General features: G+C 72.2%; 9 protein-coding genes. 6 read left to right on the top strand and 3 right to left on the bottom strand.

Translation table 11 applies throughout. From position 1 onward, the window contains the following. Positions 1–56: 56 nt before the first annotated feature. From AB0M62_RS20295 to AB0M62_RS20270, 6 genes are all read left to right on the top strand, one after another. Positions 57–350 carry a YlxR family protein gene (locus AB0M62_RS20295; RefSeq protein WP_366075640.1) on the top strand — a complete coding sequence of 98 codons (294 nt, stop codon included), beginning with the start codon at positions 57–59 and terminating at the stop codon, positions 348–350. Between the two features lie 147 nt (positions 351–497). Next, the gene (infB, locus tag AB0M62_RS20290) at positions 498–3,614 is read left to right on the top strand and encodes a translation initiation factor IF-2 (protein WP_366075639.1); all 3,117 of its coding nucleotides are present in this window, start codon (positions 498–500) and stop codon (positions 3,612–3,614) included. Positions 3,615–3,753: 139 nt separating this feature from the next. Then, on the top strand, positions 3,754–4,047 hold the full coding sequence (locus tag AB0M62_RS20285) for a DUF503 domain-containing protein (protein WP_366075638.1): 294 nt from the start codon (positions 3,754–3,756) through the stop codon (positions 4,045–4,047). A 37-nt stretch (positions 4,048–4,084) separates the two neighbouring features. Further along, on the top strand, positions 4,085–4,525 hold the full coding sequence (gene rbfA, locus AB0M62_RS20280) for a 30S ribosome-binding factor RbfA (protein WP_366075637.1): 441 nt from the start codon (positions 4,085–4,087) through the stop codon (positions 4,523–4,525). After that, positions 4,522–5,448 (top strand): tRNA pseudouridine(55) synthase TruB, encoded by a 927-nt coding sequence (gene truB / locus AB0M62_RS20275; protein WP_366075636.1) that lies wholly within the window; start codon positions 4,522–4,524, stop codon positions 5,446–5,448. Before rbfA ends, truB begins: the two co-directional genes overlap by 4 nt. A gap of 417 nt (positions 5,449–5,865) precedes the next feature. Continuing rightward, the gene (locus AB0M62_RS20270) at positions 5,866–6,819 is read left to right on the top strand and encodes a bifunctional riboflavin kinase/FAD synthetase (protein WP_366075635.1); all 954 of its coding nucleotides are present in this window, start codon (positions 5,866–5,868) and stop codon (positions 6,817–6,819) included. A gap of 67 nt (positions 6,820–6,886) precedes the next feature. Here the strand turns inward: AB0M62_RS20270 and AB0M62_RS20265 are convergent, their stop codons facing one another. The 3 genes from AB0M62_RS20265 to eccE form a co-directional block, all read right to left on the bottom strand. After that, on the bottom strand, positions 6,887–10,141 hold the full coding sequence (locus AB0M62_RS20265) for an SCO5717 family growth-regulating ATPase (protein ID WP_366075634.1): 3,255 nt from the start codon (positions 10,139–10,141) through the stop codon (positions 6,887–6,889). A 298-nt stretch (positions 10,142–10,439) separates the two neighbouring features. Beyond that, the gene (locus AB0M62_RS20260; protein WP_366075633.1) at positions 10,440–11,225 is read right to left on the bottom strand and encodes a hypothetical protein; all 786 of its coding nucleotides are present in this window, start codon (positions 11,223–11,225) and stop codon (positions 10,440–10,442) included. Continuing rightward, entirely contained in the window at positions 11,225–12,502 is a 1,278-nt protein-coding gene (eccE, locus tag AB0M62_RS20255; protein ID WP_366075632.1) for a type VII secretion protein EccE, read from the bottom strand. Before eccE ends, AB0M62_RS20260 begins: the two co-directional genes overlap by 1 nt. Between the last annotated feature and the right edge of the window lie 70 nt (positions 12,503–12,572).

The following is a 12,572-nucleotide window of genomic DNA, read 5'->3' as shown; positions in this document are numbered from 1 at the left end:
ACCGTTCGATTTTTGCCCCAAAGGGGTGAGGTCGGTGCGGGGAGGTAGACTTAAGCGTGTCTGGTCGGACGCATGCCCGCGCATGCCCTGAGCGAACCTGTGTGGGATGCCGGGAGCGAGCGGCCAAGCGCGATCTGCTGCGCATCGTGGCGGTCGAGGGCGAATGTGTCCCCGATCCTCGCGGTACGCTGCCCGGCCGGGGTGCGTATGTGCACCCCGCCCTGGTCTGTATCGACCTGGCGGTCCGTCGCCGGGCGTTCACCCGGGCCTTCAGGGTCCGGGAGGCGCTCGGAACCGAGGAAGTGCGCCGAGCAGTCGAACGGACAGTCGCGGAGCAGGCGACACCGTAAGAAGAAGTACGGCACGGAACACCGTGCGGTCAGGTACCTCGCGAGTTGGAAGTAGGTCGAGATTGCGATGAGCACTCGATGAGTACGCGATGAGTACGCCCATGAAGTAGCGACGGTCCGGCGTAACCCGGACCTAAAAGGAGCGAAGTGGCTAAGGTCCGGGTATACGAACTCGCCAAGGAGTTCGGGGTGGAGAGCAAGGTCGTCATGGCCAAGCTCCAAGAACTCGGTGAATTCGTCCGTTCGGCTTCCTCGACGATCGAGGCGCCGGTAGTACGCAAGTTGACTGACGCTTTGCAGGGGCCCGGCGGCAACGCCGGCAAGACCGCTGCCAAGCCCGGCGCGCCTCGCAAGGCGACGCCTGCCAAGCCCGCCGCGCCGTCTCCGGCCGCGGCGGCTCGTCCTGCTGCCCCGAAGCCCGGCGTCCCGGCCCCCAAGCCGGCCGCCGCCGAGGCCCCCGCGAGCAGCGCCCCGGTGACTCCGGCCGCCCCCGGCCCGCGTCCCGGCCCGAAGGCTCCGGCCCCGAAGCCCGCTCCGGCGGCTCCGGCTCCGGCGGCCCCCGAGTTCACCGCGCCTCCGGCGGCTCCGGCCGCTCCGCGTTCCGGTGGCGCCGGCGCTCCGCGCCAGGACGGTCCGCGTCAGGACCGTCCCGCCGCGTCGCGTCCGTCGGCTGCCGGCCAGGGCGGTGCCCGCCCCGCGGGTGCCCCCCGTCCCGGTGGCGAGCGCCCGGCACGTCCCGGTGGCGCTCAGGCCCCGCGTCCGGGCGGCGCCCGTCCCGCGGGTCCGCGTCCCGGCAACAACCCGTTCACCTCTGGTGGCTCCACCGGTATGGCGCGCCCTCAGGCGCCCCGTCCCGGCGGTGCCCCCCGCCCCGGCGGCCCCGGTGGTGCTCCCGGCGGCCCGCGTCCGCAAGGTGGCCCCGGCGGAGCTCCGCGGCCTCAGGGCCAGGGCGGCGCCCGTCCGACCCCCGGTGGCATGCCTCGTCCGCAGGGTGCCCGTCCGGGCCCCGGCGGCCCCGGTGGTGCTCCCGGTAACCGCCCGAACCCGGGCATGATGCCGCAGCGTCCGGCTGCCGGTCCCCGTCCTGGTGGCGGTCCCGGTGGCGGCGGCGGTGGCCGTGGTCCCGGCGGCGGCGCAGGCCGTCCCGGTGGCGCCGGTCGTCCCGCGGGCGGCGGCTTCGCCGGCCGTCCGGCCGGTCCCGGTGGCGGCGGTCGCCCCGGTGGCGGCGGCGGCTTCGGCGGTCGTCCCGGTGGCGGTGGCGCTCCCGGTGGTGGCGGCGGCTTCGGCGGTCGTCCCGGCTTCGGTGGTCGTCCCGGCGGCCCCGGTGGCCGTGGTGGCACACAGGGTGCGTTCGGCCGTCCCGGCGGTCCGGCGCGTCGTGGCCGTAAGTCGAAGCGGCAGAGGCGCCAGGAGTACGAGGCCATGCAGGCCCCGTCCGTCGGCGGCGTGATGCTGCCTCGCGGCAACGGACAGACCGTCCGCCTGTCGCGCGGTGCGTCCCTCACCGACTTCGCGGAGAAGATCAACGCCAACCCGGCGTCGCTCGTCGCCGTGATGATGAACCTCGGCGAGATGGTCACTGCCACGCAGTCCGTCTCCGACGAGACCCTCCAGCTGCTCGCCGACGAGATGAACTACGTCGTCGAGATCGTCAGCCCGGAGGAGGAGGACCGCGAGCTGCTCGAGTCCTTCGACATCGAGTTCGGCGAGGACGAGGGCGGCGAGGAGATGCTCGTCTCCCGTCCGCCGGTCGTCACCGTCATGGGTCACGTCGACCACGGCAAGACCCGGCTGCTGGACGCCATCCGCAAGACGAACGTCGTCGCGGGCGAGGCCGGCGGTATCACGCAGCACATCGGTGCGTACCAGGTCGGTACCGAGGTCAACGGTGAAGAGCGCAAGATCACCTTCATCGACACCCCGGGTCACGAGGCGTTCACCGCCATGCGTGCCCGTGGTGCCAAGTCCACCGACATCGCGATCCTGGTCGTCGCGGCCAACGACGGTGTCATGCCGCAGACGGTCGAGGCTCTGAACCACGCCAAGGCGGCCAACGTGCCGATCGTGGTCGCGGTCAACAAGATCGACGTCGAGGGCGCGGACCCGACCAAGGTGCGCGGTCAGCTGACCGAGTTCGGTCTGGTGGCCGAGGAGTACGGCGGCGACACCATGTTCGTCGACATCTCCGCCAAGCAGGGTCTGCACATCGACAGCCTGCTGGAGGCCGTGGTCCTCACGGCGGACGCCTCGCTGGACCTCCGGGCCAACGAGCAGATGGACGCGCAGGGTATTGCGATCGAGGCACACCTCGACCGTGGCCGCGGCGCCGTCGCCACCGTCCTCGTCCAGCGCGGAACGCTCCGCGTGGGTGACACGATGGTCGCCGGTGACGCGTACGGCCGTGTCCGGGCGATGCTCGACGACAACGGCAACAACGTCGAGGAAGCGGGTCCGTCGACCCCCGTCCTGGTTCTGGGTCTCACCAACGTCCCCGGCGCCGGCGACAACTTCCTGGTCGTCGACGAGGACCGTACGGCCCGCCAGATCGCCGAGAAGCGCGCTGCGCGTGAGCGCAACGCCGCCTTCGCCAAGCGCACCCGCCGGGTGTCCCTCGAGGACCTCGACAAGGTGCTCAAGGCCGGTCTGGTCCAGGATCTCAACATCATCATCAAGGGCGACGCGTCCGGTTCGGTGGAGGCTCTCGAGTCCTCGCTGCTCCAGCTCGACGTCGGCGAAGAGGTGGAGATCCGGGTCCTGCACCGCGGTGTGGGTGCGGTCACCGAGTCCGACATCGACCTGGCGATGGGCTCCGACGCCATTGTCATCGGCTTCAACGTCCGTGCTGCCGGCCGTGCCGCGCAGATGGCGGAGCGCGAGGGTGTCGACGTCCGGTACTACTCGGTGATCTACCAGGCCATCGAGGAGATCGAGGCGGCCCTCAAGGGCATGCTCAAGCCGGAGTACGAAGAGGTCGAGCTCGGTACGGCGGAGATCCGCGAGGTCTTCCGCTCGTCCAAGCTTGGCAACATCGCGGGTGTTCTCATCCGCTCCGGCGAGGTCAAGCGCAACACCAAGGCGCGCCTCATCCGCGACGGCAAGGTCGTCGCCGAGGACCTCAACATCCAGGGCCTGCGTCGCTTCAAGGACGACGTCACCGAGATCCGCGAAGGGTTCGAGGGCGGTATCAACCTCGGCAACTTCAACGACATCAAGATCGACGACGTCATCGCGACGTACGAGATGCGGGAGAAGCCGCGCGGCTGACAGCGGCACAGCGGTCCGGGGCCGGTCGGCGGAGCGTATTTCCGTCGATCGGCCCCGGCCGTTCCGTGTACGGTTCTTGTGTCCCTGCCAAGTGTTGGCAGGGCCCTCGATCCCGTACCGGCGGGACATCCGGATCCGCATGTATGTGGGGACACTGTCCTTCGATCTGCTCCTTGGCGACGTACGGTCGTTGAAGGAGAAACGCTCCGTCGTCCGGCCGATAGTCGCCGAGCTCCAGCGCAAGTTCGCGGTGAGCGCGGCCGAAGTCGGCGACCAGGATCTCCACCGCAGGACCAGGATCGGCCTGGCGGTGGTCTCGGGGGACACGGGGCATCTGGCGGACGTACTGGACCGGTGCGAACGTTTGGTCGCCGCCCGGCCAGAAGTGGAGCTGCTGTCGGTACGACGGCGGCTGCACGGCGACGAAGACTGACTGTGCAAGAGAAAGCAAGAAAGAGGGAGAAGGACCAGTGGCCGACAACGCGCGGGCGAAGAAGCTGGCGGACCTCATCCGGGAGGTGGTCGCGGAGAAGCTGCAGCGCGGCATCAAGGACCCGCGTCTCGGTACGAACGTGACCATCACGGACACCCGGGTCACCGGCGACCTGCGGGAGGCGACGGTCTTCTACACGGTCTACGGGGACGACGAGGACCGGGCGAGCGCTGCGGCGGGGCTGCAGAGCGCCAAGGGCATTCTCCGCTCGGCGGTCGGTGCGGCGGCGGGGACGAAGTTCACGCCGACCCTGACCTTCGTGGCGGACGCGCTCCCGGAGAACGCCAAGACGATCGAGGACCTGCTGGACAAGGCACGGGCGTCGGACGCCGCGGTGCGCGAGGCGTCCTCGGGCGCCGCGTACGCCGGCGAGGCCGACCCCTACCGCAAGCCGGGCGAGGACGAAGCCGCGGAATGAACAGCGCCACCACTCCTCCGGCCACCGCTGGGAGGGGCCTCCAGGACGGCCTTGTCATTGTCGACAAACCGTCCGGCTTCACATCGCACGACGTCGTGGCCAAGATGCGCGGGATCGCCAGGACCCGCCGCGTCGGCCACGCGGGCACCCTCGACCCGATGGCGACGGGCGTCCTCGTGCTCGGTGTCGAGAAGGCCACCAAGCTTCTCGGTCATCTCGCCCTGACCGAGAAGGAGTACCTCGGTACCGTCCGGCTCGGCCAGACCACCGTCACGGATGACGCCGAGGGCGACATCACCGCTTCCACCGACGCCTCCGGCGTGACCCGGGAAGCCGTCGATGCGGGCATCGCCAAGCTCACCGGCGCCATCATGCAGGTTCCGTCGAAGGTCAGCGCCATCAAGATCAACGGCGTGCGCTCCTACAAGCGGGCCCGCGAGGGCGAGGAGTTCGAGATTCCGGCCCGCCCGGTGACCGTCTCGTCGTTTCAGCTGTACGACATGCGCGAGGCCGTCGCCGACGACGGGACGCCGGTCGTCGACCTTGTCGTCTCCGTCGTCTGCTCCTCCGGTACGTACATCCGGGCCCTCGCCCGTGACCTCGGCGCGGACCTCGGCACGGGCGGGCACCTGACCGCGCTGCGGCGCACCCGGGTGGGCCCGTACAAAATCGACCGGGCCCGGACGCTCGACCAGCTCCAGCAGGAGCTGACCGTCATGCCGATCTCGGAAGCGGCTTCCGCCGCCTTCCCGCGCTGGGACGTCGACGAGAAGCGGGCCAGGCTGCTGATGAACGGTGTCCGTCTGGAGATGCCGGACGAGTACGCCGGGGGGCCCGTCGCGGTCTTCGGCCCCGAGGGGCGTTTCCTCGCCCTCGTGGAGAACAAGGGCGGCAAGGCCAAGAGTCTCGCGGTCTTCGCCTGACCGAGGCGCACCGGTGTGACTACCGTGGAGCGGGAGTAGGGCAACTGCGGCCGTACTCCCCGCTCCACGATCCCCCTCGCAAGAGGTCTGTCCATCCCGCCCCCCGTATTCACTCCTTCGGGCAGGCGCTCGGAGTGAACCAAGGGTGCACAAGGGGGCGCGTTCTACTCGCGTTCTGTTCCGCTGATCACCGCCGGCCTGACGTCTGAAGCAGTCGGGACCGGTCCGCCAGGTGCCGGGCTCCGTCGCACTCGTCGCGGGCCGGCCGGCCGCCGCTCGCGGTAGTGGGCCCGGCACGTCGGGTGCCCCGACGACCGCGGGGACGTCCGGGCCGATGCGGGCCCACGACCGCGAGCATGGCAGTCTTAGACCTGCGTAATGGGCAATCACTACAGGTTCGGGCGAGGAGCGGTCACAGTGCAGCGCTGGCGTGGCTTGGAGGACATCCCCCAGGACTGGGGACGCAGCGTCGTCACCATCGGCTCCTACGACGGTGTGCACCGAGGTCACCAGTTGATCATCGGCCGGGCGGTGGACCGTGCCCGCGAGCTGGGCCTGCCGTCCGTCGTGGTCACCTTCGACCCGCACCCCAGCGAAGTCGTTCGCCCGGGCAGCCACCCGCCACTGCTGGCACCGCACCACCGGCGTGCTGAGCTGATGGCGGAGCTGGGCGTGGACGCGCTGCTGATCCTCCCCTTCACGGCTGATTTCTCGCAGTTGTCGCCGGCCGACTTCATCGCGAAGGTGCTCGTCGACAAGCTCCACGCGCGGTCGGTCATCGAGGGACCCAACTTCCGCTTCGGTCACCGTGCGGCCGGCAATGTGGCGTTCCTGTCCGAGCTCGGCTCGACATACGACTACGACGTCGAGGTCGTCGACCTGTACGTGCGCGGCGAGGCGGGCGGCGGCGAGCCCTTCTCCTCCACCCTGACCCGGCGGCTGGTCGCCGAGGGTGACGTCGAGGGCGCGGCCGAGATCCTGGGCCGTCCGCACCGCGTCGAGGGGGTCGTGGTGCGCGGCGCGCAGCGCGGCCGGGATCTGGGCTACCCCACGGCCAATGTCGAAACACTGCCGCACACCGCGATCCCGGCGGACGGCGTCTACGCGGGATGGCTGACGGCGGCGGGCGAGCGGATGCCGGCGGCGATCTCGGTCGGCACGAACCCGCAGTTCGACGGCACGGAGCGGACGGTCGAGGCGTACGCGATCGACCGCGTCGGTCTCGACCTCTACGGGCTGCACGTCGCCGTCGACTTCCTCGCCTATGTGCGCGGCCAGGAGAAGTTCGACTCGATCGAGTCGCTGCTCGAGGCGATCGCGGACGACGTGAAGCGCTCGCGGGAGCTGATCGAGGCGTACGACGCGGCGTAGGTCCGCTGAACATCGGTCGAGGGCTCGTACCGGCGCTTTTCGCCGGTACGAGCCCTCGCTGCTGCCTCTACTGCTGGGGCGGCTGCTGCGGCGGCCAGCCGGGCGGCACGGCGCCCTGACCCTGCGGGGGCGCTGGGGGCTGCTGGTGCCGGCCCGGCTGCGGCTGGGGCTGCGGCGGGTACGGCTGCGCGGCGGGCTGCTGCGGGCCGCCGTACGGTTGCTGCTGCGGCACACCGGGGTACCCCTGCTGGCCGCCGGGCATGGGCGGTGCCAGATGCGGCGGCGGGTTGCCGTCGGCCGTCCACAGGCCCTGCTGCTGCTGCGCCCGTACGAAGTCCTCGGCGACCAGCGCGGAAAGGTTGAAGTACGCCTCCCGCGTCTTCGGCCGCATCATGTCGAGGTCCACCTCCGCGCCGGCCGACAGGTGCTCGTCGAAGGGCACGACGACGACAGCGCGGCAGCGGGTCTCGAAGTGCTGCACGATGTCGTCGACCTTGATCATCTTGCCGGTTTCGCGGACGCCCGAGATAACGGTGAGGGAGCGCGAGACCAGGTCGGCGTACCCATGCGCGGAGAGCCAGTCGAGCGTGGTGCTCGCACTGCTCGCGCCGTCCACCGAGGGCGTCGAGATAATGATCAACTGGTCCGCGAGGTCGAGCACTCCGCGCATCGCGCTGTAGAGCAGACCCGTGCCGGAGTCGGTGAGGATGATCGGGTACTGCTTGCCCAGCACCTCGATCGCGCGCCGGTAGTCCTCGTCGTTGAAGGTCGTGGAGACCGCCGGGTCCACGTCGTTGGCGATGATCTCCAGCCCCGACGGCGCCTGCGAGGTGAAGCGGCGGATGTCCATGTAGCTGTTGAGATACGGGATCGCCTGGACCAGGTCACGAATGGTGGCCCCGGTCTCGCGGCGCACGCGGCGGCCGAGCGTACCGGCGTCCGGGTTGGCGTCGATGGCGAGGATCTTGTCCTGCCGCTCGGTGGCCAGGGTCGCGCCGAGGGCGGTGGTTGTCGTGGTCTTGCCGACACCGCCCTTGAGGCTGATGACGGCGATCCGGTAGCACGACAGCACGGGCGTACGGATCAGGTCGAGCTTGCGCTGCCGCTCGGCCTCCTCCTTCTTGCCGCCGAGCTTGAAGCGGGCGGCGGCGCCGGACGGGTTGCGACTGCTCTTGGGCTTCTGCTTGTTGCGCAGCAGCCGGTCCGAGGACAGCTCCACGGCGGCCGTGTACCCGAGCGGCGCGCCCGGCACGGAACGCTGGCGCTGGTCGTGGGCGACCGGAGTGGGCCAGGCGGCACCGGTGCGGGGGTCGACGGGCGCGGCCGGCGCGCCGGCCCCGGGCGGGGGCGCCTGCTGGGCGGGGGCCTGGGCGGGCCAGGGCGCGGCCTGAGCCGGGGACTGCGGGAATCCGTAGCCGCCCTGCGGGGGCACGGGCGCACCGGTGGGCGACTGCGCCGCGCCGGGCAGCGGCTGGGCCGGCGGCCAAGGGGACGCCGCCGCCGGGGCGTTGGCCCCACCGGGCGGCTGGGCGTGCGGCTGCGGCTGGGCCTGGGGCACGGGTGGGTTGGGCACGGCCCCCGGCTGGGCGGCGGGCGCGGTGGGCATGGCCTGCGGCTGCGCGCCGGGTGCCGCTGGCCGGGCGCCGGGTCGCGGGAGCCCTTGGCCGCCCTGCGGCTGGGGGAACCCGTAACCGCCCTGCGGATGCTGGGCCTGCGGGAAGCCGTACCCGTTCTGCGGCTGCACCTGCGGCTGCGGCGCGGGGGCAGGGGCGGCCGGCGCGGCGGACTGCGAGGAGGCGTCCTGCGCGGCAGGACTGTTGGGCCCGGCCTGCGGGAAGCCGTACCCGTCCTGCGGCTGCGGCGTGGGCATCGGTGCGTGGGCACCGGGCTGCGGGAATCCGTAGCCCTGCGGCGCGGGGGCAGGGGCGGCGGGCGCGGCGGACTGCGGGAGGGCGTTCTGAGGAGCGGGGCTGTTGGGCCCCGGGGGCGGGAAGCCGTAACCGTCCTGCGGGGCAGGTGCGTGGTGGCCGGCCTGCGGGAAGCCGTAGCCGCCGGGCGCCTGGGCCGCGGGCGCCGCCTGCTGGTGGCCGGGCGCCGACGCCGGCCACTGCGGCGCGGCTGTGGGTGCCGCGGGGTGCGGGAGGGGCGGGCAGGTCTGCGCGTCTCCTGCCGCCGGATGGAAGGCGGGCGGCAGCGGCGGCAGCGCGCCCTGCTGGACCGGCGGGGGAGACCATGGCTGCGCCGCGGCGGGCGGGGCGTCGCTGGGGACGGCGTCCTGCGGTTCGTCGGTGGGGACGGCATCGGACGGCTCGTCGGAGCTCTCGTCGACCTCCGCCGCTGGTGCTTCGTCGCGGGCACCGTCAGCGGCGTCAGGCGTATCGGCCGTACGAGCAGTATCGGCGGCGGGCTCACCGGGAGTGGGCTCGGGACCGCGCCCGGTCGCACCGGCGGCGACGGCCACGGGTTCGTCACCGTCCGGCCGTGCGGTGGGCGCGCCGTCGGCCTGGTGCGTGTCCGCTTCCGCAGCGACTGCCACGGGCTCGTCGGCACCACCGTCGGTGTCCTCGGTGTTCTGCGCGTCGGAAGGTTCGGCAGCGGGACTGACATCGGCCTCGGCGTCATCCGCCGGCTCCGCAGCGCCTGCCACCGGGGCTGACGCGGGCTCGGCCGCCGGAGCCACCTCGGGCGCCGCAACGGGGGCCGACGCAGGCTCCGCCACGTGCTGTGGCCCAGGCACTGCCGCTGGAGCCGACGCGGCCCCTGCCACAGGGGCCTGCCCAGAACCAGTCTCCGGAGCGGGCGCAGGGTCTGCCCCCGGAGCCGGGGCAGGGTCTGCCACCTGGGCCGACGCGGGCGCCTGCCCCGAGTCCGTCACCGGAGCCTGCGCGGCATCGGACTCCGGGGGCGTGTGCGCCTCCATCTCCCGCCTCAGCGCGGCCGGCGAGAACCGCATGGTCGCCCCGCTCTCGAGCTCGCCATCGGCCGCGGCCGTCGGCTCGGGCGCCTGAGCCGCCGCAGGTACGGACGGCGCGGCAGGGAGCGCCGACGCCGGAGCCGTGGGGGCCCAGTGGGGCTCAAAGCCGCTTCCGGCCGGCAGCCCGGGTACGGCCACCGGAGACCCGGCCGGCGGCGGCGGGGACACCTGGCCCTGCGCCCCCGTACCCGTCCCGCCCGACGCACTGCCCGCGGCGTTCTGGGTGTACCAGGCCGGCGGGGTGTAGTCGATGGTGAACTCACCCGTCATTTCGGCGGGATCCGCGTCGGACTGATCGTCGGCGGGTGTGTTCCATCCCCCGCGGATCTCGTTCCGATCGCCGTTCACTTTGCCTCCTGGTGTGGTCGAGCACCCTTGTGCCGTCGTGGGTGGGGGCGTCCGATCCTTCGTCCGATCCGCCCGGCTCTCCCCCTTGGGACGCTGCTGCCCTGCCCGAAGGTTCTGACGCGGCGCCCGGACCCAGACTAATCATCATGCGCACCGCTCCGGCAGGCCCGGCGGTCCGCGATCGGCTGTCCCTTGCGTCACGTCATGCCATCAAGATGCCATCAACTGACGCCCTCGCGGCCCAAAGTGCACGGCAAAGCGGTCAGTCCTAGACATCTCCCCACTAAGAACGGACAGTTCAGTCCATCCTGCGGGCTGCGCCCAACAATCCGGTCTCGGCGTCGGTGGCCTGCGTCATCACGAACTGCCGGTCGCGGGCGTTGCACCACAGCGTGACTCCGTCGGCCAGTGTCGACAGCGCGTCGGTCTCCACCCGCGGCAGGTTCATGATGCGGCCGATCTGCGCGGCCTCGTCGGGCGAGACCCGCTGGACGCCCACCAGCCCGGCCTGCTCCAGCAACCGCGGTGCCACCGGGCTCAGATATGGCAGCAGGGTCAGCACGGACTGCCAGGGCCCGGCCACAACCCGCCCGCGCGGGGGCCGCATACCGCAGTCGCGCACGACGAGTACCGGGCTGCCGGCCGACGCCCCCTGCGGGGGTACCCGGCCGACCTCGTGGAGCGTCATGCACGGCTGGCCGCCGCCCGCGGCCTGGGCGAGGCCGACCCAGGCCTGCGCCCGGCCGGTCTCGACGGCCACCCGCGCACCGGTGGCCGCCGCGCGGAGCGCCAGCACCTGTGCCGTCCACAGCCCGCCGATCAACGTGATGTCGTACGGCGTCGGCCGGTTGATGCCCAGCACGCCCGGCCGGCCCTCAGCGTCGACGCCGATCACCACACCGTCGTCGCCGACGGGCAGCGCCAGTACGGACAGCTGGTCCACGGAGACGGCGTGCCGGTCGCGGCGCGGGCCGATCAGCCCGAACCCGAGGCGCGCCTTGCCCGTCGGTGGGGCTGGTGCGCGGTTGGCCGCGCGGTTGGCTGCCCGGTTCTGCGCCGGGTTCGGTGTCGTGGGCAGGGACATCAGCGGGCTCCCCCGAGCGGCAGAGTGGCGAGCACGCCGGGCAGCTGCTCGCGGTCGAGCCGGACCAACCCCGTCTTCACGCCCCGGGCGGTGCGCTCCAGTTCGCGGCGCGCGGTCACCAGCTCCTCGTCGCTACGACCGGTGATACGCACGTGGCCGGTGACCGTCACCTCCTGGCGGTCACCTCGGCCGAGCGTGAGGCTGAACGTCGTGGCCAGCGCGGGAATCGAGGTCAGCAGCGCGACGAGCTGCGGCATCGGCGCACCGCCGTTGCCCAACTGCGGCCATCGGCCGACCCAGTACGTGGTGTGCCTGCGGTCGTCGCAGCGCCAGGTACGCGAGGTCTCCTCCGTGCGCCGGGCCTGCGTCTCGGTGCGGCCCGCCTGGGTGATCGCCATCGGATTGGCGCACGACGAAGTCGCGACCGCCGCCGTCAGTTCCTGCTCGGTCAGAACCGTCGCCCGGAACCCGGCACCCGTCAGCCGGCTCGCCAACTGGTCTGCCGTACGCACCACACAGCGCTGCGCCCCGCCGAACCCGCCGCCCCGCGCCCCCACGGCTTCCGGGCACAGCTCAGGGTCGAGTTTGAGGGCGATCCAGGTGAGACGCACCGCCGGCGAGCCCGTCTGGGCCTGCAGCGGGGCGTAGTTGCGCGCGGCCACCGACTGCTCGGGCAGGTGGGGTGCGGGAGCGGGCTGGGTGTGCTGGACGATCTGCGCGGACTCCAGCACGATGCCGTCGACCTCCAGCACGTCCCGCACCAGGCCGACCGGAAGCGGCCGGGCGGCGCGATCGGGCCGCAGGGCGGTCGCGTCCGTCTCCACCTGCACGACGGCCGTGAGGAATGTGCCGTCGCCGATCATGCCCACGGGCCTGCGCTCGCGGTCGCTGAAGGTGTACGTACGCAGCGCCGGGTCGCACTCCACCACCGGGGCGAGCCCCGGCTCCGTACCGGCGGGGACGACGAACCCGGCGGCCCGGCGGCGGCGTGCCCGCAGGACGAGGGCGGTGCCCAGCCATTCGGGAAGGGAGCGGTGGTGCCGCCGTACGACGGCCAACAGCACGAGGACAGCGGCGATCACACCGGCCGGAACGAGCAGCAGAGGGTCGAGCACCCAGGCCACGAGCAGCAGCGCGGCGGCCGCCTCGATCAAGACGAACTGTTGCAATCGGAACGATCCGAAGTGGCCGGGGCGCGCCTTGAGATGAGGCGCGGCGGGACCCTGGGGTGTCGCGGATGCGGCGGGCCGCGCCCGTGTCTGCGTCGCGGTAGCCATCCCGAAGGCACCCCCCGTAGTCAAGAGGCCCCAATAGTTCACAAGGCCCGAATTCATCCCGATCAACCCG

Source organism: Streptomyces sp. NPDC051219, assembly GCF_040682335.1.
Classification (GTDB): Bacteria; Actinomycetota; Actinomycetes; order Streptomycetales; family Streptomycetaceae; genus Streptomyces.
This window is presented reverse-complemented; position numbering and strand designations above follow the sequence as displayed.